This is a genomic window from Pseudomonas sp. B8(2017) (assembly GCF_002113575.1).
Taxonomy (GTDB): domain Bacteria; phylum Pseudomonadota; class Gammaproteobacteria; order Pseudomonadales; family Pseudomonadaceae; genus Aquipseudomonas; species Aquipseudomonas putida_Z.
In genome coordinates this window covers 243,368-262,316 of record NZ_NEIO01000001.1, presented here as the reverse complement: position 1 = coordinate 262,316, position 18,949 = coordinate 243,368, and the positions used below count along the sequence as shown (strand labels likewise).

Here is an 18,949-nt window from a genome sequence, read left to right as displayed (position 1 = left end):
GGCTGCCTTGCAGCCCATCGCGACACAAGGCCGCTCCTACAGGCGGCCGCGCAACTCAAGGCGCATCCCTGTAGGAGCGGCCTTGTGTCGCGATGGGCCGCTAAGCGGCCCCCGACATTTTCGAATTCCCTACAACACTTCCAGCCGAGACCCACTGCATGCAAAGACACTTCATCGAAATCGACGGCGCCCGCATGAGCTACATCGACCAGGGCCAGGGTTTTCCGGTCCTGCTCGGCCACAGCTACCTGTGGTCCGCCGAGATGTGGCAGCCACAAATCGAAGCCTTGTCAGCACACTTCCGCGTCATCGTCCCCGAGCTGTGGGGCCACGGCGGCTCCGATGCTCCGCCTGCCACGACCATCGACATGAACAGCCTGGTCCGCCAGCACCTGACGTTGCTGGACAAACTGGAAATTACCAAGTGCCACCTGGTCGGGCTGTCGGTAGGCGGTATGTGGGGGGCACCGCTGGCTGCTACCCACCCTGAACGAATTGATCGCCTGGTGCTCATGGACACTTACCTGGGCGCCGAGCCGGAGGAGACTCGGCTCAAGTACTTCGCCTTGCTAGATGCCGCCAGCGAAGCCGGCGAATTCAGCGACCTGCTGCTCGACATCATCGTGCCTATTTTTTTCCACGCAGGCGGCCAGACCGTGCCTGAAATCCGTGAGCGGTTTCGTGCTCAGCTGAAGGCAAGCAGTGCACAAACCATTCGCGAGAGCCTCGATCCCATGGGGCGGATAATCTTTGGACGACACGACCTGCTGGAGCAACTCGAGCAGCTGCCGAGCGAGAGAACCATCCTGATGTGCGGCGACCAGGACATTCCGCGGCCGCCGGAAGAGTCCAATGAAATGGCGCGGATCATTGGCTGCCTGGCGGCGCAGATTCCGGTTGCGGGGCATATCTCCAGCCTGGAGAACCCGCGGGTGGTGAATGAATTCTTGCTGAACTGGCTACCGCGTAACCGTTGAAGTCATTGGGGCCACCTGACGGCCCTTCGCGGGCTCGCCCGCTCCCACAGGGCCCTGCATACGCCGATCAATGTGGGAGCGGGCAAGCCCGCGAAGGGCTGCAAAGCAGCCCCAATGGCACAGTCACCCCTGCCACTTGCCCCCTTCCACAATCACGCTTTCCGGCTTGGTGTCATCGCTCAGTTCCTTGCGCACATACTGGTCATACAGCTTCAGCAGAAACTTCTCCTCCCCCAGCTTGGCCAGCTCGGCATTCACCCAGTCACGCAGCTCGGTGTTGCCCTTTTTCACCGCCGGTGCAATCGGTGCCTCGTCACCCAGCAGCTCAGGCAGCACGCGGTACCCCGGGTTCTGCTTGGCCCAGCTGAACAGAATCAGGTTGTCCTGCGCATAGGCATCGCCACGCCCGGTGGCCAGCGCCTGCAGCGACTCGCTGTTCTTCTCGAACTTGAGCAGTTTCCAGTCCGGGTGGTTCTTGGTCAGCCAGATATCAGCGGTAGTGCCGGTGGTGACGATGATGGTCTTGTCGGCCAGGTCGTCGAGCTTCTGCACCGGGCTGCCATCCGCGACGATGGCCTGCACGGCAACGCGCAGGTTGGGGTTGGTGAAGTCCACCGCTTCCTTGCGCTCCGGGGTCACGGTCATGTTGGCGAGGATCAGGTCGACCTTGTCGCTCTGCAGGAACGGGATACGGCTGGCCGGCTCCACGGCAACGAACTCGACCTTGTTTTCATCACCCAGCAGGTCCTTGGCCAGGCGCCGGCCGATATCGGTATCAAAGCCCACGTAGCGGCCCTGCTCATCGACGAAACCGAACGGTGGCTTGTCGGTGAACACCCCGACAATCAGCTTGTCGCGGGCCTTGATGGTTTCCAGGTAGCTGGTGGCCGGCGAGGCCGCCGCGGGCTTGGGTGGTTCTTCAGCCTTGTTGCAGCCGGCCAGCAGGGCCAGGCCGAACAACGGCGCCAGCAGTTTGGTGAGGTTGGCAGTTTTCATGACAGTTCCTTGTGCAGTGTCTTCGGCAGGCTTTCTACGAAGGAGAATTTCTCCAGGAACTGCTGCGCGCGTGCGGTCCGCGGTCGTGTGAAGAAGCTCTCGGGGTCGCCCTGTTCAAGGATCCTGCCGGCCTCCATGAACACGATGCGGTCGGCCACCGCGCGAGCGAAGGCCATTTCGTGGGTAACGATGAGCAAGGTCATGCCGTCGCGGGCCAGGCCCTGGATCACCTGCAGCACCTCCTTGACCATTTCTGGATCGAGGGCCGCGGTAACCTCGTCGAACAGCATCACCTCGGGGTTCATGCACAGCGAACGCACGATGGCGATGCGCTGTTGCTGGCCCCCGGACAATTGCCGGGGAAAGGCGTCGCGCTTGTCCAGCAGGCCGACCCGCGCCAGCAGCGCCTCGGCCTGGGCCTGGGCTTCGGCGCGCTCGCGCCTTTGCACCTTGAGCGGGCCAAGCAGCAGGTTGTCGATCACGCTCATGTGACCGAACAGGTGATAGCTCTGGAACACCATGCCGACCCGCTGGCGGATCTCGCGCCAATCGGTGCGCGGGTCGAGCAGCTCCTGCCCGGCCAGGCGCAGTTGGCCGCCGTGGGCCTGCTCCAGGCCGTTGAGGCAGCGCAGCAGCGTGCTTTTGCCACAACCACTGGGACCGAGGATGACCACCACCTCGCCGGCCACCACCTGGAGGTCGACGTCCTTGAGCACCTGGTGCTCGCCAAAGAACTTGTTGAAACCCTGAAATTCGATCAATGCACTCATGAGTGGGCCCAGCGGCGTTCCAGCACGCGTGAAGCGGCGGACAGCGGATAGCAGACGATGAAGAAGAACAGGAACAAGGCGCCGTAGATCAGCACCGACTCGTAGGTGCGCTCGATGATCTGCTGGCCGGCCTTGATTACCTCGACCACGCCGATCAGCACCGCCAGCGAGCTGGTCTTGATGATCCGCGTGTAGATGTTGATGGTCGGTGGGGTCATGCGCTTGAGCGCCTGTGGCAACAGCACGTAGCCATACAGCTGCCAGCCGGCCAGGCCGATCGACAACCCCGCCTCGCGCTGGCCGCGCGGCAGCGAGCGCAGCGCGCCACGCACCACCTCGCCCACCTCGCTGGCGCCCCACAGGCCCAGCACCAGCACCGCGCACCAGAAGCTGGGGATGCTCAAGGCCAGGAAGATCGGCAGGCCGAAGAACACCAGGTACAGCCAGACCAGCACGGGGATGGCACGGAACAGCTCCAGGTACACCTGCAAGGCAATGTTCAGGGCCCGGTTGCCCAAGGTTGCCAGCACGCCATAAAGCACACCGCCCAGCGTCGCGAAGAGGATGCCCAGCGCAGAGATGGCCAGGGTCTGCGCCGCGCCGCCAGCCAGCTGCGGCAATGCCTGCAGCAGCAGTTCAGACGCCGAACTGGCCATGTTGCAGCCTCCTTTCGACATAGCGCAGCAGCAACGACAGCGGCAGGAACAGCAGCACACAGAGCAGGGTCAGCACGGTGAGCATTTCATAGGTCTTGTAGTACAGCGCGATGTAGTTCTTGGTGGTGTAGAGAATTTCCGGCACGGCCACCGCCGACACCACGGTGGTTTCCTTGAGCAGGAAGATGAAGTTGGCGAACAGTGCCGGCAGGCTGAGGATGCCGGCCTGGGGCAACACCACATGGCGCAGCAGCTGGCCTTCGGACAGGCCGATGGAGCGCCCGGACTCCAGCTGGGCACGGGGCACGGCCTCGATGCCGGCACGCAGCACCTCGGTGAGGTAGGCACCGCCCATGAAGGTCATGGTGATAATCGCTGCGGCAAAGCCGGAAATCTTCAGGCCCAGGCTGGGCAAGGCGAAGTAGACGAAAAACAGCTGGATCAGCAGCGGCGTGTTGCGGGCCAGCTCCACGTAGGCTTTTACCAGGCGCCACAGGTACGGGGTGCGTAATACCAGCAGTGTGGCGTTGACCAGGGCGACCAGCAGCGAGGTGGCGATGGCGATCAGGCCGACCTGCAGGGTCACGCCCACGGCCTTGAGGAAGGCGGGCAGCGTGCCGAGGATGAATGCGGTGTCGAGGGTCATGGTGAAGCAGGTCTGCAGGGTGCGCGTGGGCACGATAGCTAGACTCTAATGATCTAAAAACTTTTTGATAAATACCTTTATAGAATAAACATATCACCGAGACGTCGCGCAGGGACCCTGTGGGAGCGGGCGCGCCCGCGAACACCGGCGTAGCCGGTGCCATCCACCGCGTCGCCTGCTTCGCGGGCACGCCCGCTCCCACAGGGTCCTGCGCCACAAACAAAAACGCCGACACAAGGGTGTCGGCGTTGGGTCATGCAAGGTAATGCAAGCGCATCAGAACGCCGGCAGCACCGCACCCTGGTACTTCTTGGCGATGAATTCCTTCACTTCCGGGCTGGTCAGGGCCTTGGCCAGTTTCTGGATGGCTTCGCTGTCCTTGTTGTCCGGGCGGGCGACCAGGAAGTTCACGTATGGCGAGTCGCTGCCTTCGATCACCAGCGCGTCCTTGGCCGGGTTCAGGCCGGCTTCCAGGGCGTAGTTGGTGTTGATCATGTCCAGGTCGACCTGGTCCAGCACACGCGGCAGCATGGCCGACTCAAGCTCGCGGAACTTCAGCTTCTTCGGGTTCTCGGCAATGTCCTTGGGGGTGGCCAGGGCGTTCTTCGGGTCCTTCAGGGTGATCAGGCCAGCCTTCTGCAACAGCAGCAGGGCGCGGCCACTGTTGCTGCCCTCGTTAGGGATGGCAACGGTAGCGCCTTCTTTCAGTTCGCTCAGGCTCTTGACCTTCTTCGAGTAACCACCGAAGGGTTCGACGTGCACGCCGATCACGGTATCCAGGTGGGTGCCCTTGCCTTCGTTGAAGTTCTGCAGGTACGGCAGGGTCTGGAAGTAGTTGGCGTCCAGGCGCTTCTGGTCAACCTGCACGTTCGGCTGCACGTAATCGGTGAAGACCTTGATCTGCAGGTCCACACCTTCCTTGGCCAGGGTCGGCTTGATCAGCTCGAGGATTTCGGCGTGCGGTACCGGGGTGGCGGCAACCACCAGTTTCTCGGCGGCGGCAGCCAGGCCGGCAAACGACAGGGCAGCAGCCAGGGCAGTGGTCAGCAGGGTCTTCTTCATGGTGGTCCTTGTTCTGGTTCTGGGCCATCGACGATGGCGAATCGGGTGCCCAACCGGTTCACCAGCGGGCGTGAGGCGGACAATACCCAGATTTTTTATTCCGTAACAATATCTTTTATTTAGCTTCTTATTCCAAAAACAAACTGCCATCAGCCACTTTGCTTATGAGCGGTGTCTAGCGCGCGGAGTTTGGCAGGTCTAGGTCCTCAGCCAGGATCTCTCCGCCGTCATTCACCAGCAAGGCGAAGTGGATGACGTTCTCCAGTTCACGGGTGTTGCCGGGCCAGGGGTGTGCCTCCAGCACCTGCTGCGCCGCCTCGCTCACCAGCGGCACAGGCCGTTGCAGGCGCACGCTGTAGATGCCCACGAAGTACTCGGCCAACGGCAGGATATCGCCCGGCCGCTCGCGCAGTGGCGGCAGCTCCAGCGCCCCCTCGCGCAGGTATTGGTACAGGCGCTCGTTGAAGCGCCCCGCGCGCACCACCCGCGCCAGGTCGATACTGGTAGCGGCCACCAGGCGCACATCCACCGGCTGCGGCTGCTGCGCGCCCACCCGGGTAACCTCGCGGTTTTCCAGGGCGGCCAGCAGCTTGCCCTGGATGGCCAGCGGCAAGTCGGCGATCTCGTCCAGGTACAACGTGCCGCCGTTGGCCGAGCCGAACCAGCCGGCACGGCTGCTGGCTGTGCCGCCCTGGCTGCCGGCACTGTAGCCGAACAGCTCGGCATCGGCGTAGGTGGGGCTGATGGCCGCGCAGTTGACCGACACGAACAACCCGCTGCGGTCACTGGCACGGTGGATCTGCCGGGCCAGCAGCTCCTTGCCGGTACCGGTTTCGCCACGGATCAGCACTGGCAAGGATTGTGGCGCCAGGTGCTCGAGCTCCTCGCGCAGCTGCTGCGAACGTGGGTCGATGAACACCAGCGCCTTGGCGCGGATGCTCAGCGGGCTCTTGTCCAGCTCAGGGAAGGTCAGCAACGGCTGGCCAAAAGGGTTTTGAAAAGTCATGACAAACTCTCGCCCCAGGCCTGCAATGGCCGGGCGTCAGGCAAACGGTAAACAGTAAGGGCGATCAGGCGCGGCGCAGTGCGCGCTGCTCGACCCGGCTCTGCAAGCGATACAGGTAGGCGAAACCTTGCTCCCAGCGCTCATGGCCGGACTTGACGTTGATGTGCCCGGCGTTGGTCAGCAGCCCTGCTTCGGCGCCCCAGACCTGGGCCAGGTACAACGCCCTTGGCACGCTCACGGCCGGGTCGTTGTCCGAGCTGACCACCTGGCTGGGGAATGGCAGTGCTTCGGTCGGGATCGGCGCGAAGTTGCGCAGAGCCGGCGCACAGGTTGGCCGCTCCACGTCAGCGGGCGCCACCAGCAGCGCGCCACGTACCCGCCGCAGCAGGGCCGGGCTGGCTTGCGCGGCCCAATGAGCGACGGTTATGCAGCCCAGGCTATGGGCAATCAGAATCACCGGCGAGCGCTCGGCGGCAATCGCCTGCTCCAGTGCCTGCACCCAGTCCTGACGTTGCGGGGTCAGCCAGTCGTGCTGCTCGACCCGGGCACTGTTGGGCAGGGTGCGCTGCCAGTGACTTTGCCAATGGTTGTCTGGCGATCCTTGCCAGCCCGGCACAATCAGGTAACGAATCGACTCATTGCGCATGGGGACGCCTCCAGTGAGTTTGCGTGCTTGGAGACAAGTATAGGGAGGGAGTTATATCAGTAAAGGAATAAGAAGCTATTTATTAATAACCAAAAGTCTCAGTATCTTGTGCGACCCCTGTGGGAGCGGGCATGCCCGCGAAGCAAGCACCGCGGTGGATGGCACGGGCTTCGCCCGTGTTCGCGGGCACGCCCGCTCCCACAGGGATCACGCAAAAAAAGGGGCCATCCCCTGCCAAGAGATATGGCCCCTAAGCACTTGCCTGAAGAAAGTTGACGGGTTCAGCGCGCGGTAATCACCGCCAGCTTGCTGATCCCCGCACGTTCGATAGCCGCCATGGCCCGCGCCACTTCGCCGTAGTTCACGCCGTCATCAGCCTGCAGCTGTACGCGCACGTCCACGTCCTTGTCCTTGGCGGCCTTGAGGCTGGCTTCCAGCAGGTCGGGCTGGATCTCGTCCTTGTTGATGAACAACTTGCCGTCACCATCGATGCTGACCACCAGCGGGTCCTTCTGCTCCACCGGGGCCACGGCCTCGGTCTTGGGCAGGTTGATGGGGATGGCATTGGTCAGCAGCGGCGCGGTGACGATGAACACCACCAGCAGCACCAGCATGACGTCCACCAACGGCGTGACGTTGATTTCACTGAGGACTTCGTCGCTGTCCTGGGTCGAAAAGGCCATGTCAGGACGCCTCCTTCACCGGTTGGGTGAAACCGGCCTGGGGCCTGTGCACGGCCGGGTGCACCAGCACGCGGAAGGCACTCTTCTGCGCCAGGCTGTAGAAGTCGTGGGCGAAGTCATCGAGGTCGGCCGCGGTGAGCTTGAGGCGGCGCAGGAAGTAGTTGTAGACCAGCACCGCCGGCACCGCGACGGCGATACCCACGCCGGTGGCCACCAGTGCCGCGCCGATCGGCCCGGCCACGGTTTCCAGGCTGGCGGAACCGGCCGCGCTGATGCCCTTGAGTGCTTCCATGATGCCCCAGACGGTGCCGAACAGGCCGATGAAGGGCGAGGTACTGCCAATACTGGCGACCACCGCCAGGCCGGTTTCCAGCGAACGGCGCTCACGCACGATCTGCTGGCGCAGGGCGCGCTCCAGGCGGTCCTGGTGGTTGATGGCGTGGCTCAGGTCATTGGCCTGGCTGTCACCGACGGCGATGGCGGCATAACCGGCCTGGGCAACACGGGCGGCAGGGCCAGGCAGGTCGTGGCTGGGCTCGGCAGCCGAGTCCAGGCTCGAGGCGGCCCAGAATTGCTGGTGGAAGCGTTTGTCCTGGTTCTTCAGCCGCACGAACTGCACGACCTTGACCAGGGCCAGGGCCCAGGTGGCGACAGAAAAACCGACCAGCAGCCAGATGACTGCGCTTTCAACGGATTCGAGGGGGGATGCCAGCAGGCTCATGATGATGTCTTCCTGTGTTCTGCGAAAAAGTTAGCGAAGCTTGAAATCGATCGGCACGCTGACCCAGCCGGTCTGGGCCACGTCGCCCTGCTTGGCAGGCACGAAGCTCCAGCGCTTGACCGCTGCCAGTGCGGCAGCGTCGAGGGCATCACGGCCGCTGCTCTTCTGGATCTGGATCTGCCCGGGCTTGCCGCTGGGCAGCACCTCGACGCGCAGCAGCACGGTGCCTTCCCAACCGCGGCGCTGGGCCATCTGCGGGTACTCCGGCGCCGGGTTCTTCAGGTACGCCGCGTTGGCCGATGCCGGGGTGACCGGGGCCGGTGCAGGTGGCGCTGGCGGTGCCGGGGCAGCCACAGGGGCTGGCGGCGGCGCTTCGACCGGCTTGGGCTGCGGTTTGGGCTGTTGCTTGACCACCGGCTTGGGCACGGGCTTTGGTTTGGGCTTGGGCTTGGCGGCCAGCTCGTCGACCACCGGCGGCGGTGGCGGCTGGACCACCGGCGGTGCCGGGGCTGGTGGCGGTGGCTCGACTACAGGCGGTGCTGGCGCGGCGAACTCGATGGTCATCGGCGGTACTTGCGGTGGCACCACCGGCAGCTCGGGCGTTGGTGCCTGGCTGACCCAGTACGCTGCAGCGCCATGCAGGGCCAGCACCAGCAGGCCCAACACCAGCTTGTCGCGGCGCTTGAGCCCGCTGACAGGCGTGCGTTGCAGGCGCAGCTGGCCAAGCGGGAGGCGAAGCGTGCGTCCAAGGTCGACCAGGTCGCCCGGTGCCGGGCGCCATGGCTGGTCGTAGGCCCTGACGGCCGACTGGACATTACCCATTGATCAAACTCCTGGGGTCTCGATTCAGGTGTGTGGCTGAATCATCGCGGCCAGGGGCTTATCTCTTAAAGTAATGTTTAAAATTATGGTTAGAACTATACTGAATATAGTTTTTCAGGGATTGTGGCAAAGCCGCGGAATTCGTGGGCTGTGGCCGGGCGGGTTTTCAATCATGCATTGCCGGCATGCGAAATATTCGCGTAAGGCATGAGATTGCCGCGAGGGCTGCGCCCTCGATCGCCGGCAAGCCAGCTCCCACAGATGTGGGAGCTGGCTTGCCGGCGATGGGCTGCAAAGCAGCCCCGGCAATCTCTCAGGCATAAAAAAGCCCGGGACCAACCCCGGGCTTTTCATCACCAAAGGCGACTCAGATATCCGCCACCTTCTGCCAAACCTTCGGCCGGAAGAACAATGTCTCCCCCCGCGCCAACCCGGTCAGGCTGTCATGGTCCTTGACCACCTCTGCCTCGATCAGCTCGCTCTGCCCTTCCACCTTCAAGGTCACCCGCGTGGTCGCGCCCAGCGGCCGGATATCCCGCACCTCGGCCGCATGGTGCCCTTCGGTCTCGTGTCGCGACAGCGACACTTCGTGCGGGCGGAACAGCACATGATGCCCTTCGCTCAGGGCCAGGCGGTTGGAATCACCGAGGAAGTGGTAGACGAAATCGTTGGCCGGGTGCTCGTACACCTCGCCCGGCGAGCCGATCTGCTCGATCACGCCTTTGTTCATCACTACGATGCGGTCAGCCACCTCCATGGCTTCTTCCTGGTCGTGGGTGACGAACACCGACGTCAGGTTGATGTCCTCGTGCAGGCGCGCCAGCCAGCGGCGCAGCTCCTTGCGCACCTTGGCATCCAGCGCACCGAACGGCTCGTCCAGCAACAGCACCTTGGGCTCCACCGCCAGCGCACGGGCCAGGGCGATACGCTGGCGCTGGCCACCGGACAACTGCTCGGGGTAGCGGTCGGACAGCCAGTCCAGCTGCACCATGTTCAGCAGTTCATGCACCTTCTCGGCAATCTTGCTCTCGCTCGGGCGCTCGCCCTTGGGCTTCATGCGCAGGCCGAAGGCAACGTTGTCGAACACGCTCATGTGGCGGAACAACGCGTAGTGCTGGAACACGAAACCGACGTTGCGGTCGCGCACGTCATGGCCGGACACGTCCTCGCCATGGAACACGATATTGCCCTGGTCGGGGGTTTCCAGGCCGGCGATGATGCGCAGCAACGTGGTCTTGCCGCAGCCGGACGGGCCGAGCAGGGCCACCAGCTCGCCGCTGTTGATGTCCAGGTTGATGTTGTCCAGGGCCTGGAAGCTGTTGAAGCGCTTGCTGACGTTACGAACTTCGATCGACATGAATCATTCCTCCGCGGCGCTGTGGCGCAGGCGGTTAATACGGTTCTCGCTCCACTGCTTGAGCAGCAGGATGAAGAGCGCCAGGATCAGCAACAGGCTGGCCACGCTGAAGGCCGCGACGTGGTTGTACTCGTTGTAGAGGATCTCCACGTGCAGCGGCAAGGTGTTGGTCACGCCGCGAATGTGGCCGGACACCACCGACACCGCGCCAAACTCGCCCATCGCCCGCGCGGTGCACAGCACCACGCCGTAGATCAGGCCCCATTTGATGTTCGGCAGGGTCACGTGCCAGAACATCTGCCAGCCATTGGCGCCGAGCAGGCGCGCGGCCTCCTCTTCCTGCGTGCCCTGCTCCTGCATCAGCGGGATCAGCTCACGGGCCACGAACGGTACGGTGACGAAGATGGTGGCCAGGACGATGCCCGGCAGGGCGAACACGATCTGGATATCGTGGTCCTGCAGCCACGGCCCGAACAGGCCTTGCGCACCGAACATCAGCACGTAGACCAGGCCGGCGATCACCGGCGATACCGAGAACGGCAGGTCGATCAGGGTGACCAGGATACTCTTGCCACGGAAGGTGTACTTGCTCACGCACCAGGCGGCGCTGACGCCGAACACCAGGTTCAGCGGTACCGAAATGACCACGGCGAGCAGGGTCAGCTTCAGCGCCGACAACGCGTCAGGCTCGAAGATCGCCTCGAAGAAGGTGCCAAAGCCGTTCTTCAGTGCCTGCGATACCACGATCACCAGTGGCAGCAGCAGGAACAGCGCGAACACCAGCCAGCCAAGGCCGATCAGAATACGCCGCGAAGTGGCGCTGCCCCGGCGGGCGGCGTTGGCGGCGGCGGTTGCATTCAGGGATGAACTGGACATGCCGGCCTCCTTCAAGGGGTTTCGATGCGGCGCTGCAGCAGGTTGATCAGCAGCAGCAGGATGAAGGAAACCACCAGCATCAGCACGCCGATGGCGGTCGCGCCGGTGTAGTCGTACTGGTCGAGCTTGACCATGATCAGCAGCGGCAGGATTTCGGTCTTCATCGGCATGTTGCCGGCAATGAAGATCACCGAACCATACTCGCCCACGCCGCGGGCGAAGGCCAGGGCAAAGCCTGTCAGCCAGGCAGGCAGCAGCGCTGGCGCCAGCACATGGCGGAACACCTGCAGCGGCTTGGCGCCCAGGCAGGCGGCGGCCTCCTCCACTTCACGCGGAATATCGGCCAGTACCGGCTGCACCGTACGCACCACGAACGGCAGGGTGACGAAGGTCAGCGCCAGGGTGATGCCCAGCGGGGTGTAGGCGATCTTGAAACCCAGGTCGGTGGCGAACTGACCGACCCAGCCCGAAGGCGCGTACAGGGCGGTCAGGGCGATACCGGCTACGGCCGTGGGCAGGGCGAACGGCAGGTCGATCATCGCATCGATGATCTTGCGCCCGGGGAAGGTGTAGCGCACCAGCACCCAGGCCAGCAGGGTGCCGATCACTCCGTTGATGATGGCGGCGAACAGGGCGGTGCCGAAACTCAGCTTGAGCGCGGCGATCACCCGCGGCGCACTGATGACGTTCCAGAACTGCTCCCAGGTAAGCTGCGCGGCATGCACGAACATGGCGGCCAGCGGTATCAGCACGATCAGGCTGAGGTACACCAAGGTGTAGCCCAGCGTCAGCCCGAAGCCGGGTATGACGGGGGAAATGCGGCGTGACATAAATATCCCTGGTTGAACGCACTTGGCCCGGGAACGATCCCGGGCTGGTGCTAGCTTCTGAAATCCTGGGGCTGCTTTGCAGCCCATCGCGACGCAAGGCCGCTCCTACAGGGGTGCGCGTACCTCTGTAGGAGCGGCCTTGTGTCGCGATGGGCCGCATGGCGGCCCCGCTTTTCCTTGGCCCTTACTGTGCCTGATAGATCTGGTCGAACACACCGCCATCATTGAAGAATTTCGGTTGTGCAGTCTTCCAGCCACCAAAGTCCTTGTCGATGGTCACCAGGTCCAGTTTCGGGAACTGCTTGCCGAACTCGGCAGCGACCTTCTCGTCACGCGGGCGGTAGAAGTTCTCGGCGGCGATCTTCTGCCCGGCCGGGCTGTACAGGTGCTTGAGGTATTCGCTGGCAATCTCGGTATTGCCCTTCTTCTCGGCGTTCTTGTCCACCACCGCCACCGGCGGCTCGGCGAGGATCGACAACGACGGCACGACGATGTCGAACTTGTCGGCGCCACCGTCTTCCTTCAGTGCCAGGAAGGCTTCGTTTTCCCAAGCCAGCAACACATCGCCCTGGCCGTTATTGACGAAGGTGATGGTCGAGCCACGGGCGCCGGTATCCAGCACCGGTACGTGCTTGAACAGCTCCTGCACGTACTCCTTGGCCTTTGCTTCGCTACCGCCGGCCTTCAGGCCATAGGCCCAGGCAGCCAGGAAGTTCCAACGGGCGCCGCCGGAGGTTTTCGGGTTGGGGGTGATGACCGACACGTCCTTCTTGATCAGGTCGCCCCAGTCCTTGATGCCTTTCGGGTTGCCCTTGCGCACCAGGAACACGATGGTCGAGGTGTACGGGGTGCTGGCATCCGGCAGGCGGGTCTGCCAGTTGTCTGGCAGGGTCTTGCCGAGCTTGGCGACTTCATCGATGTCGCCGGCCAGGGCCAGGGTCACCACGTCGGCACGCAGGCCATCGATCACCGCACGGGCCTGCTTGCCCGAACCGCCGTGGGATTGCTGGATCTTCACCTTGTCGCCCGGGTGGGCCTGCTGCCAGTGCTTGATGAACTCGGCGTTGTACTGCTGGTACAGCTCGCGGGTCGGGTCGTAGGACACGTTCAGCAGTTCGTAGTCCTTGGCGATGGCGGAACCGGCAAAAACAGCACTGGCCAGGGCGGCGAGCGCATAACGGCGGATGGACATGGTGAAGCTCCCGATTGGCATTTTTCTAGTTTTGAATGTGTGGTGCGATCAGCCGGTCTTGTTGCCGGGCTGCTGCAGGCGGAACTTCTCCTTGCGCTCGATCTGCACGACCTGAGCGTTGTGCACGGTAATCTCCACCGCACCGAATCGCAGGTCGCGCAGAGCGCTCTGGATTTCACGCAGAATGGTGGCTTCGTCCTGACCGTCGATGCTACGCAGAGATGCACTCATGCTCGTTCTCCTTGGAGTGAGGGTGCCGGGCTGAGGTTTGAAGGGGATTTGCGCCTGGCTTGAGGGCAATAGTAGTGAGGTGGGGTTATTCTTAAAAATACTGTTTAAGAATGTTTATATAACTGAATTATCGTTATGATGTGAGGGCCCTATCGCCGGCAAGCCAGCTCCCACAGGGGCCTCACAATACTCAAGAGCAGTGAGTTTCCTGTGGGAGCTGGCTTGCCGGCGATAGGGCCGTGAAGGTTTCAGGAATTTTTCTGTGGCTCGCGGATCTTGTACCAGGCCACATATAAGGCCGGCAGGAACAGCAGCGTCAGCAGGGTCGCCACGATGATCCCGCCAATCATGGCGTAGGCCATCGGCCCCCAGAACACTTCGCGGGCAATCGGGATCATGCCCAGGCTCGCCGCCGCCGCGGTCAGCAGAATCGGCCGGCGCCGGTGGTTGGTGGCCTCTACCACCGCATCCCACGGCGACAAGCCCTGGGCCTCGAACTCGTCGATCTGGGTCACCAGGATCACCGAGTTACGAATGATGATGCCCGCCAGCGCGAGAATGCCGAGAATCGCCACGAAGCCCATGGGCGTACCTGTGGGCACCAGCGCAATGATCACGCCAATCAGCCCCAGCGGCGCCACGCTGACCACCAGGAACAGCTTCTGCACGCTGTGCAGCTGGATCATCAGGAACGTCGCCATCAGGAACAGCATCAGCGGGATGACCTTGCGGATCGGCCCCTGCGCCTTGGCGCTCTCCTCCACCGTACCGCCGGTGGCCACTTCGAAGCCGACCGGCAACTTGCTGGCGAACTCGTCGATCTTCGGCTTCAGCTGGGCCACCAGGTCGGTGGGCTGGATGTCGCCGTTGACCGAGGCCTTGATGGTGATGGTCGGCTTGCGGTCACGGCGCCACACCAGCGGCTGCTCCAGCTCGTAGCGCACGGTGGCGAACGCAAGCAGCGGGATCGAGGTGCCGTTGGGCGTCAGTATCTGCAGGTTCTGCAGGGTATCGGGCGAGCCACGCTCGCTGTCCTCGGCACGGGCGACCACGTCGACCAGGTAGATGTTGTCGTTGACCTGGGTGATCTGCACACCGCTGACGATGCTGTTCATCACATTGGCCACGTCCTCCGACGACAGGCCCAGCTGGCGCGCCTTGTCCTGGGCGATTTCCACGCGCAGCACCTTACCCGGCTCGTTCCAGTCGTAGATCATCTCGCCGATGTGCTCGTTCTGGTCGAGCAAGGTGGCCAGCTCGATGGCGTGCTTGCGTACCTGGTCGATATTGGCGCCGCTGACCCGATACTGGATCGGCCGGCCCACTGGCGGGCCCATTTCCAGCGATTGCACGTTGGTGCCGACGCCAACGAACTCTTCATGCAGGATCTTCTGCAGGCGGTCCATCATGGCCTGGCGTTCCTCGAAGCCCTTGCTGACGATCACCAACTGCGCGTAGTACGGGTTCTGCAACTGCTGGTCGAGGGGCAGGTAGAAGCGGATCGCCCCTTGGCCGATGTAGGTACTCCAGTGCACCAGGTCCGGGTCGTCCTTGATCCGCGCCTCGAAGCGGTCGACCACCTTGCGCGTCTCTTCGATCGAGGCGTTTTGCGGCAGGTTGAGGTCGACGAGAATTTCCGGGCGGTCCGAGGACGGGAAGAACTGGTTCTGCACGAAGCGCTCGCAGAAGATCGCCAGGGCGAACAGCACCACGGTGCCGATGATGGTCAGCCAGCGGTTGCGCATGCACCACAACAAACCATGCTCGAAGACCCGGCCGACACGGCCAGGCTCGGCTTCGTGGGGCTTGAGCTTGGCGCTGCTGAGAATGTGCACGCCGAGCACCGGGGCGAAGAACACCGCTACCACCCACGACACCATCAGCGCCACGGCAATTACCGCAAACAGCGTGTAGGTGTACTCGCCCGCCGAACTGGCGTTGAGGCCGATCGGCACGAAGCCGGCCACCGTCACCAGGGTGCCGGTAAGCATGGGGAAGGCGGTGGAGGTATAGGCAAAAGTCGCCGCCTGCTCCTTGCTTTCGCCCATCTCCAGCCGTGTGACCATCACCTCCACGGTGATCATCGCATCGTCCACCAGCAGGCCCAGGGCGATGATCAGCGCCCCCAGCGAAATCCGCTGCATGGTGATGCCGCTGTATTCCATGAACACGAACACCATGGCCAGCACCAGCGGGATCGAGCAGGCCACCACCAGCCCGGCACGCACGCCGAGGCTGACGAAGCTCACCGCCAGCACGATCACCACCGCCTCGAACAGCGCACTGGTGAAGCCGCCCACCGCTTGCTTGACCACCACCGCCTGGTCGGAAACAGTGTGCACCCCGACGCCCACCGGCAGGTCTTCGATCACCTTGTCCATGCGCTTTTTCAGCGCCGCTCCGAACACCTGGATATTGCCGCCGGCCTTCATGCCGATGGCCAGGCCCAACGCCGTCTGGCCGTTGTAGCGGAACATCGGCGAAGGGGGGTCGACGTAGCCGCGCTCGATATCGGCGATGTCGGCCAGGCGGAAGAAGCGGTCGTTGATCTTCAGGTTGACGGTTTGCAGGTCCTTTTCCGAGGTGAACTGCCCGGAGGTACGCACCGAGATACGTTCCGGCCCGGCCTCGATCACACCGGCAGGGGTCACGGCGTTTTGCGATTGCAGGGCCTGCATGACCTGGCGCTGATCGATGCCCAGGGCTGCCAGCTTGCGGGTGGAGAAGTTCAGGTAAAGCACTTCGTCCTGGGTGCCGATCAGCTCGATCTTGCCGATGTTGGGCACATCGCGCACTTCGGCCCGCGCCTGTTCCACATAGTCGCGCAACTGGCGCAGGGTCAGGCCGTCGGCGGTGAAGGCATAGATCGAACCGAACACATCGCCGAATTCATCGTTGAACCCGGGCCCCTGGATGCCCGCAGGGAATTCACCGCGAATGTCCTGGATCTTCTTGCGCACCTGGTACCAGATTTCCGGGATGTCCTTGGCCTTGGTGGTATCGCGCAGGTACACGTAGACCGTGGATTCGCCGGGGCGGGTGTAGCTTTTGGTGTAGTCGAGGGAGTCGAGTTCCTCGAGCTTCTTCTCGATACGGTCGGTGACCTGGTACAGGGTTTCGTCCTGGGTCGCGCCGGGCCAGCGGGTCTGGATGACCATGGTCTTGATGGTGAACGACGGGTCTTCCTCACGGCCCAGGTTGAAGTAGGAGAAGATCCCCATCAGCAGGCCAACGAACATCAGGTACCAGACGAACGATTGATGCTTGAGTGCCCAGTCGGACAGGTTGAAGCTTCCTTTCATTGCGCATCCTCGTCGAAGGTGACCTTCTGGCCGGGCTTGAGGCTGTTCACGCCCGCAGTCACCACCCGCTCGCCGGGCTGTACGCCCGAACTCAGGACGACGCTGTCGGCGGTGCGGCCGATCAGGGCCACGTCACGAGTGGCCACGGTCTTCTGCTGCGTATCGATCACCCATACCTGGGTCTTGCCGTCGCGCTCGAGCAAGGCACTCAAGGGCAGTTCGCTGCGCGGCGACACCTCCGAACTCAGGGTCACGCTGATGGCGGTGCCCAGGTGGAAGGCCGCCGGGGTGCTGGCCAGGGTCAGGCGCGCGCGGCGGGTGCGGGTGGTGGCGTCGGCCTGGGGTTCCAGTTCCCGCAGGCTGGCGGTGGTGTTGATGGTCGGGTCCAGCTGCGAAGCAACGGTGAAGGTCAAGCCTTTGCTCAACTGCTCGGCCAGGCCGATCGGCAGGTCGATCACCGCTTCCTTCACATCCGGCCTGGCCAGGGTTACCACGGCCTGGCCGGCGGTGACGGTTTGCCCGGCTTCGGCCTGCCAGGCAGTGATTACCGCGGCGTGGTCGGTGCGCAGGGTGCTGTAGTCGAGCTGGTCACGCGCCTGGCTGAGCGCAGAGCGCGCCTGCTCCAGCGCCGCGCTGGTGGTTTTCAGGTTGGTCTGGGCGATATCCAGCTGGGCCTGGGCGCCTACGCCACGGTCGTACAGCTGTTGCTGGCGGCGGGCATCGGCCTGGGCGTTGATCCACTGCGCCTGCACCTTGGCCAGGTCGCCTTCGGCGGCGCGCAACTGGTTCTGCTGGTCGGTCGGGTCGAGGGTGGCCAGGGTGTCGCCCGGTTTCACCTGGGCGCCCACATCCAGCCAGCGCCGGGCAATACGCCCGGAAACCCGGAAGCCCAAGGTGCTTTCGAAACGTGCCTGGATACTGCCGGCGAAACGGCCAAGCTGCGACTGCACCTGGGGTTCGACCTTGACCGACAGCACTGGCCGAATCGGCTCCGGCACTTCATCCTCGCTACTGCAGCCAGCCAACAGCACGCCGGCCGACAGCATCAGCAGCAGGCGCTTCATAGCTCACCCCCGTTGCCCTTGGCATCGATCTTCAGCACCTGCATGCCGGGGTGCAGCAACTGCCCGCCATTGACCACCACGGTCTCGCCGCCTTTCAGGCCACTGGCGACCACGATCCTGCCGGTGAGGTAACGGCTGACCTCGACCTTGCGCAGCTCTACCTTGTCACCCTCGCCCACTACCCAGACGGCGGGCTCATGCAGGGCCTTGGTCAGTGCCGACCATGGCAGCTCGATACTAGGCCGGCCCTGGGCATTGGTGGTGGCCGTCACCGGTGCACCCAGTTGCATCCCTGGCGGCACATCCCTCAGCCCGACCTTGACCTGTACCGTGCCGCTTTGCGCAGACACCGTGGGGGTGATTTCGCGCACGAAGCCACGGGCCTGGACCTTGGGGTCGTCCAGCAGACTGACGATCACGCCGGCATCGCTGGGCGGGGCCACCAGCAGCGATTCGTAGACATTGAACACGGCATCACGATCACCATCGGTGGCCAGGCTGAAGATTGGCATGGTCGCTTGAACCACCTGGCCGACCTCGGCCTGGCGCTCGGTGATGACCCCATCGGCCTCAGAGACCAGCGCGGTATAGCTCAGTTGTTCGTTGGCATTGGCCAATTGCGCCTGTGCGGCCTTGAGCGCGCTCTGGTTGCTGCGCAGCGCGGCTTCGGCGGAATCGTATTCGCTCTGGCTGGTGTAGCCCTTGGGCAACAGCTTTTGCTGGCGCACGAACGCGGCACTGGTCTGGGTGACCCGCGCCTGCGCGGCGAACACCTCGGCCTTGGCCGAGTCGACATTGTTCTGCAGGTCTTTCGGGTCAAGCCGCGCCAACACCTGGTTGGCCTTTACGTGGTCGCCGACATCGACACTGCGCGAAATGATCTTGCCGCCCACACGGAACGACAGGTCGGTCTGCACCCGCGCCTGCACATCGCCAGTCAGGGTGACCCTGGCAGCGAAATCGGTGGGTGATACCTGTTGCACGCCTACGCGTGGCAGTGTCTCGGTGGTTTCTTCCTTACTACAGCCCGACAGCAGGGACACAAGCCCCAGGCAGACGACCAACAGCGGACGTATCAACGTCATGCAGGCTCCTTGCTTGCGCGCAAATGA

19 protein-coding genes are annotated in these 18,949 nt (G+C 63.4%); 1 reads left to right on the top strand and 18 read right to left on the bottom strand.

Annotated features, from left to right (window positions below):
• The first annotated feature begins 158 nt into the window (after window positions 1-158).
• Window positions 159-977 (top strand): alpha/beta fold hydrolase, encoded by an 819-nt coding sequence (locus tag CAG22_RS01255; protein WP_085704078.1) that lies wholly within the window; start codon window positions 159-161, stop codon window positions 975-977.
• A gap of 123 nt (window positions 978-1,100) precedes the next feature.
• Here CAG22_RS01255 and CAG22_RS01250 read toward each other — a convergent pair whose 3' ends face one another.
• The 18 genes from CAG22_RS01250 to CAG22_RS01160 form a co-directional block, all read right to left on the bottom strand.
• Window positions 1,101-1,973, bottom strand: coding sequence for a transporter substrate-binding domain-containing protein (locus CAG22_RS01250; RefSeq protein WP_015272203.1), 873 nt, complete (start codon window positions 1,971-1,973; stop codon window positions 1,101-1,103).
• On the bottom strand, window positions 1,970-2,743 hold the full coding sequence (locus CAG22_RS01245) for an amino acid ABC transporter ATP-binding protein (RefSeq protein ID WP_085704075.1): 774 nt from the start codon (window positions 2,741-2,743) through the stop codon (window positions 1,970-1,972). The genes CAG22_RS01250 and CAG22_RS01245 overlap by 4 nt, the downstream gene beginning before the upstream one ends.
• Window positions 2,740-3,399 (bottom strand): amino acid ABC transporter permease, encoded by a 660-nt coding sequence (locus CAG22_RS01240; protein WP_025341019.1) that lies wholly within the window; start codon window positions 3,397-3,399, stop codon window positions 2,740-2,742. Before CAG22_RS01240 ends, CAG22_RS01245 begins: the two co-directional genes overlap by 4 nt.
• On the bottom strand, window positions 3,380-4,045 hold the full coding sequence (locus CAG22_RS01235) for an amino acid ABC transporter permease (protein ID WP_085616074.1): 666 nt from the start codon (window positions 4,043-4,045) through the stop codon (window positions 3,380-3,382). The genes CAG22_RS01240 and CAG22_RS01235 overlap by 20 nt, the downstream gene beginning before the upstream one ends.
• 276 nt (window positions 4,046-4,321) lie before the next feature.
• Window positions 4,322-5,107 carry a MetQ/NlpA family ABC transporter substrate-binding protein gene (locus tag CAG22_RS01230; protein ID WP_025341021.1) on the bottom strand — a complete coding sequence of 262 codons (786 nt, stop codon included), beginning with the start codon at window positions 5,105-5,107 and terminating at the stop codon, window positions 4,322-4,324.
• 175 nt (window positions 5,108-5,282) lie between these two features.
• Window positions 5,283-6,113 (bottom strand): sigma 54-interacting transcriptional regulator, encoded by an 831-nt coding sequence (locus tag CAG22_RS01225; protein WP_085691462.1) that lies wholly within the window; start codon window positions 6,111-6,113, stop codon window positions 5,283-5,285.
• Window positions 6,114-6,177: 64 nt separating this feature from the next.
• On the bottom strand, window positions 6,178-6,759 hold the full coding sequence (locus CAG22_RS01220; RefSeq protein WP_013974692.1) for an alpha/beta hydrolase: 582 nt from the start codon (window positions 6,757-6,759) through the stop codon (window positions 6,178-6,180).
• Window positions 6,760-7,040: 281 nt separating this feature from the next.
• Window positions 7,041-7,442, bottom strand: a complete 402-nt coding sequence (locus CAG22_RS01210) for a biopolymer transporter ExbD (RefSeq protein ID WP_085704072.1) — start codon at window positions 7,440-7,442, stop codon at window positions 7,041-7,043.
• Between the two features lies 1 nt (window position 7,443).
• The gene (locus CAG22_RS01205; RefSeq protein ID WP_085615853.1) at window positions 7,444-8,163 is read right to left on the bottom strand and encodes a MotA/TolQ/ExbB proton channel family protein; all 720 of its coding nucleotides are present in this window, start codon (window positions 8,161-8,163) and stop codon (window positions 7,444-7,446) included.
• Between the two features lie 30 nt (window positions 8,164-8,193).
• Window positions 8,194-8,985, bottom strand: coding sequence for an energy transducer TonB (locus tag CAG22_RS01200; RefSeq protein ID WP_025341026.1), 792 nt, complete (start codon window positions 8,983-8,985; stop codon window positions 8,194-8,196).
• A 367-nt stretch (window positions 8,986-9,352) separates the two neighbouring features.
• Window positions 9,353-10,342: a sulfate/molybdate ABC transporter ATP-binding protein gene (locus CAG22_RS01195; RefSeq protein ID WP_013974693.1), complete on the bottom strand. Its 990-nt coding sequence runs from the start codon at window positions 10,340-10,342 to the stop codon at window positions 9,353-9,355.
• A 3-nt stretch (window positions 10,343-10,345) separates the two neighbouring features.
• Entirely contained in the window at window positions 10,346-11,218 is an 873-nt protein-coding gene (cysW, locus tag CAG22_RS01190) for a sulfate ABC transporter permease subunit CysW (protein ID WP_025341027.1), read from the bottom strand.
• A gap of 11 nt (window positions 11,219-11,229) precedes the next feature.
• The gene (gene cysT, locus CAG22_RS01185; protein ID WP_046613605.1) at window positions 11,230-12,048 is read right to left on the bottom strand and encodes a sulfate ABC transporter permease subunit CysT; all 819 of its coding nucleotides are present in this window, start codon (window positions 12,046-12,048) and stop codon (window positions 11,230-11,232) included.
• A 184-nt stretch (window positions 12,049-12,232) separates the two neighbouring features.
• Entirely contained in the window at window positions 12,233-13,240 is a 1,008-nt protein-coding gene (locus CAG22_RS01180) for a sulfate ABC transporter substrate-binding protein (RefSeq protein WP_085592416.1), read from the bottom strand.
• Between the two features lie 48 nt (window positions 13,241-13,288).
• A complete protein-coding gene (oscA, locus tag CAG22_RS01175; protein WP_003258557.1) occupies window positions 13,289-13,471 on the bottom strand; it encodes a sulfur starvation response protein OscA in 183 nt (60 codons plus the stop codon).
• A 248-nt stretch (window positions 13,472-13,719) separates the two neighbouring features.
• Window positions 13,720-16,773 (bottom strand): efflux RND transporter permease subunit, encoded by a 3,054-nt coding sequence (locus CAG22_RS01170; protein WP_085592414.1) that lies wholly within the window; start codon window positions 16,771-16,773, stop codon window positions 13,720-13,722.
• Window positions 16,770-17,837, bottom strand: coding sequence for an efflux RND transporter periplasmic adaptor subunit (locus CAG22_RS01165; RefSeq protein ID WP_025341031.1), 1,068 nt, complete (start codon window positions 17,835-17,837; stop codon window positions 16,770-16,772). The genes CAG22_RS01170 and CAG22_RS01165 overlap by 4 nt, the downstream gene beginning before the upstream one ends.
• Window positions 17,834-18,922 carry an efflux RND transporter periplasmic adaptor subunit gene (locus CAG22_RS01160; RefSeq protein ID WP_075046698.1) on the bottom strand — a complete coding sequence of 363 codons (1,089 nt, stop codon included), beginning with the start codon at window positions 18,920-18,922 and terminating at the stop codon, window positions 17,834-17,836. The genes CAG22_RS01165 and CAG22_RS01160 overlap by 4 nt, the downstream gene beginning before the upstream one ends.
• Window positions 18,923-18,949: the final 27 nt, after the last annotated feature.